At 69.0% G+C, this 2252-nt stretch carries 3 protein-coding genes; all 3 read left to right on the top strand.

Features of this window, described 5'->3' with window-relative positions:
* The coding region (locus tag CF68_RS24715) for a methyl-accepting chemotaxis protein (RefSeq protein ID WP_035823952.1) at positions 1-918 on the top strand (918 nt) is incomplete at its 5' end.
* Positions 919-1110: 192 nt separating this feature from the next.
* Complete coding sequence (locus tag CF68_RS24720) at positions 1111-1707, top strand: HAD domain-containing protein (RefSeq protein ID WP_035823955.1); 597 nt, start codon at positions 1111-1113, stop codon at positions 1705-1707.
* Positions 1708-1830: 123 nt separating this feature from the next.
* Entirely contained in the window at positions 1831-2199 is a 369-nt protein-coding gene (locus tag CF68_RS24725; RefSeq protein WP_035823957.1) for a 5-carboxymethyl-2-hydroxymuconate Delta-isomerase, read from the top strand.
* Positions 2200-2252: the final 53 nt, after the last annotated feature.

Consider the following 2252-nt stretch of genomic DNA (forward strand, 5'->3'; position numbering starts at 1 on the left):
CGCAGCCTGCGTGCCGAACTTGGCGGCGAGCCGCGCGACGCCGCCGAGATCGCGCGCCGCATAGCCGCCGGCGACCTGACCGCCACCATCGCCCTGCGCCCGTCGGACCACAGCAGCATGCTGCACCACGTGGCCGGCATGCGCGACCAGCTTGCCGGCGTGCTGGCCCGTATCCAGGCCAGCGCACAGGAGATCACCGCGGCCGGCCAGCAGATCGCCGAAGACAACCACGCCTTGTCGGCACGCACCCAGCGGCAGGCGAGCGCGCTCGATGCCACCACCGGCTGCATGCAGGCACTGGCCGCACGCGTAGCCGACGCCCACGCCCAGGCCACCGAATCGAGCCAGATGGCCAGCCAGGCACGCGCCGCCACCGATGCCGGCGCTGCCGTGGTGCAGCAGATGCGCGGCGCGATGGATACGCTGCACGGCCACTCGCGCCATATCGCCGAGATCGTCGGCGTGATCCAGGGCATCGCCTTCCAGACCAATATCCTGGCGCTGAATGCCGCCGTGGAAGCGGCCCGCGCCGGCCCCGCCGGCCGCGGCTTTGCGGTGGTCGCGCAGGAAGTGCGCGCGCTGGCCCAGCGCAGCGCCGATGCGGCGCGCGAGATCGGCGGCATCGTCGGCACGGCCACGCATGAGATCGAGCAAGGCGCGCGCCTTAGCGCCAGCGTGGTGGCGGCGATGGACCGCATCGCGGCTACCGTCGGGCACAGCCATGCGCTGGCCGAGGCCTTGCGCACGCTTGCCGACGAGCAGGCCGGCAGCGTGCAGGCCGCCGGGCAATCCGTATCGCAGCTGCGCCAGACCGCCCAACAGAACGCGGCGCTGGTCGACGACCTGGCCAGCCAGGCAGCCCGGCTGGACCAGCAGGCAGCGGCGCTGGCCGACGATGTGGCCCGCTTCCGCTTCTAGCGGCGTGTCATCTTTGTAACGGGCAGATGTGTCTGGGCGAAACATTTGTCATGGCGGCGTAACCGGCATTTACGTCTTCCCCGATAAAGTTACAGATCTGTTTCAACTGATCCGGCGCCGGTTACGTGTCGGCCCGCCCGTGGCGAGTAATCTTGGTTCACACCAACTGAACTGGCACCCGCACAGGAAACCATGGCTGAACGACTCATCATGCTGGACGTACCCGGCGTCCTGTATTCCGACCGCTCCCGCACCCGCCTCGGCGGCATTCCGGATTCGGGCACGCTGCGCGACGTCCGGTTCTTTGATCCTGTCGCGTTGGGGTTCGTACGCAGGTTGTTCGGCGTGGCCGGCGCCCGCGTGGTGGTGTCCGACGCCTGGCGCCGCGGCACGCCCGCGGCAATCCTGCAGCAGCTGGACCTGCAGGTCGAAGCCATGACCCCGCCGGCCGCAGGCGGCCATGGTGCGGAAATCGAAGCCTATTTCGCCCAGGGCGCCAAGCCGGTCCACTACGTGATCATTTCCTGCGCCGCCCCGGAGTCGATGCCCGAGGCCTTGCGCGAGCACCTCGTCACGGTTGACCCGGCTGCCGGGCTGACCCTGGAGAACTTCCAGCAGGCGCTCGGCATCCTGGGCGTGGCCTGCCCGTCCACGGTGATGCCCGCACCGAAGCTGGATGCCGGCCTGAAGGCCAAGCTGGCCCAGCTGCAGCAGCTCGCCCGGGAAAATCCGGCCCGCTTCGGCGGCGCACTGGCACCGGCACGCGAGCGCACTCCCGTCCACGCCTGATACGCACCAGCAGCACATCCCGACGGGGCGCCATAAAGCGCCCCGTTTGCATTGGTGCGCCCGCCACGCGCCGGCGATCCCGTATCATGCTCGGTTTCACCGGAACACAGTCAGGACGCCGCCATGCCTCACCTCGTCATCGAACTCACCGAAAACACCCGCCTGAACTGCTCGCAGGAAGAGTTGCTGGATGAAGCCAATGCCGCCCTGCTGGCCTCCGGACAGTTCCAGGAGGCGGACATCAAGTCGCGCTGCATCACGCTGTCGACTTACCGCCAGGGCGTGGACGCGGTCGAGCGGGCCTTTGTCCACGCGCGCCTGTCGATCCTGGACGGCCGCGACACCGCCGTGCGCCAGGCGCTGGCGCAGGCCGTCTGCGACGTGATCGCCGAAGCCGTGCGCGCCGGCTCTGGCACCGGCCAGGACGTGCAGGTGTCAGTAGAGGTCTGCGAGATGGCGCGGGCAACCTATGCCAAGCAGGTGGTGGCCTGAGGCAGCGGACCGTTTGGTGGCCGCCAAATAAAAAACCCGCGGCCATTGCGGCC

It is taken from the genome of Cupriavidus sp. SK-4 (assembly GCF_000611125.1).
GTDB lineage: Bacteria > Pseudomonadota > Gammaproteobacteria > Burkholderiales > Burkholderiaceae > Cupriavidus > Cupriavidus necator.

Bases quoted from the DNA above. Each gene is read 5' to 3' on its own strand.
- CF68_RS24725 (WP_035823957.1), top strand. From the start codon at position 1,831: ATGCCTCACCTCGTCATCGAACTCACCGAAAACACCCGCCTGAACTGC.
- CF68_RS24720 (WP_035823955.1), top strand. From the start codon at position 1,111: ATGGCTGAACGACTCATCATGCTGGACGTACCCGGCGTCCTGTATTCC.